Below are 1,356 nucleotides of genomic sequence, written 5' to 3'. Positions count from 1 at the left end.
ACTGTACTTGCCAATAATCTCTTCAAATATTTGTAAGTTAAAAAACCTGACAGTATCCTTATGCGACTCTGAGCCGCGTTTTAATTTGGTCTAATGTCGCCCCGCGCTGAGCTTGGTTGTAGATATATTCAATCATGTCATGCTTTTTCTGAATGCGGTAGCCATGTATCCCGTCGATTAAGCTTCCGTGGTTACGACACGTACAACACAGCGCGGAAAACAGGAGCAGGGTCAAGTAACGGTCAATGGCCTGAGCCGAACGAACCTGGTAACGATCCATGGCCAGCTGAACTTTCACCGTACGAAAATAGGTTTCAATGGCCCAACGTTTGCTGTAAAAGTTCAATATTTCTTCATTACTCAGGGAAACATCCGTACTTAGAAAAGCTTTCATTTGCTTGGGATCAAAGCCTTCTCCATCTTTCCAACACAGGAGCAACACAGCGTTCTCTACTAGATTAAGCTTGCCTTCATAACGATATACTCGGTAAGCGGAGGAGCCAATGGTCACCAGATCGGTATCCGTTTTCGAGATGTACGAAGCAAAGCTTTGGAGTGATTGCCGGATGCCTTGCGGATAGAAAATTCGGTTTGTTTTCAAACCACTAATGACATGAAAGCCGCGCTCCGCGCAGGTTTGAAGTACGGAAGCAGATGGATACCACGAATCCATCAGGACGTAGGTTCGGCAGGAAGACATCGGGACGGCCTGAATCATATCACCCGCGAGTTCGATTTTACTTTTTCCTTGTGGATCGTAACGCGCTGTGGCAAAAGGAAAGACCTGATCCCCTGAGCGAAGTAGCGTTTGAACCACTGCGTGCCCATAAACATGCCGCCGCTTGAGGTGAGAATGTTGAAATGAAGCCCCTTGAATCATGTGTGTGGCCTGTGACGAAGGCTTGGTTTTTTCACACACGGTGTCATCCAGAATAACGAACAGGGGGCTACGTTCTCGCTGAGCACACGCTTTAACCTGCTGAAAAGCGACGCGTTGAACGATGCGTTCCAGGTAAGAAGCATCCCATTTTCCATGAGTTAAGAAATGACTCAGTGTCCGACGATCTCGTTCCTGCAAGCTTTCCCTTTGAATATCCGTTAACGTTCCCGTAAATCCGGTTGAAAGCATCCCATCCACGAAGTGTTTGATGTGGTGAAGGACAGGTTTGGAGAAAAAGAGTGGAAGCTTCCACTCTTCAAACCGATTGTTCCAGTGGTTTTCTTGTGATAAAATATACGTATGAGACATGTCTTTTCTCTCCTGCGTAGAGTATTTGGTCGTACTTCTATTTTACGCAGAGAGTCAAGCGTGTCTCTATTTACATTTCATGGAACTAGTTTTGGGCAAGTACAGTT

At 46.0% G+C, this 1,356-nt stretch carries 1 protein-coding gene; it reads right to left on the bottom strand.

Going from position 1 to position 1,356, the window contains the following annotated elements; genetic code table 11:
- Positions 1-58: 58 nt before the first annotated feature.
- Complete coding sequence (locus tag J2Z28_RS30960) at positions 59-1,249, bottom strand: IS701 family transposase (protein WP_211085772.1); 1,191 nt, start codon at positions 1,247-1,249, stop codon at positions 59-61.
- Between the last annotated feature and the right edge of the window lie 107 nt (positions 1,250-1,356).

Source organism: Paenibacillus xylanexedens (assembly GCF_017874615.1).
GTDB classification, from domain to species: Bacteria; Bacillota; Bacilli; order Paenibacillales; family Paenibacillaceae; genus Paenibacillus; species Paenibacillus xylanexedens.
Note: the sequence above shows the minus strand (reverse complement) of the source record. Positions and strands in the feature narration are given on the sequence as shown.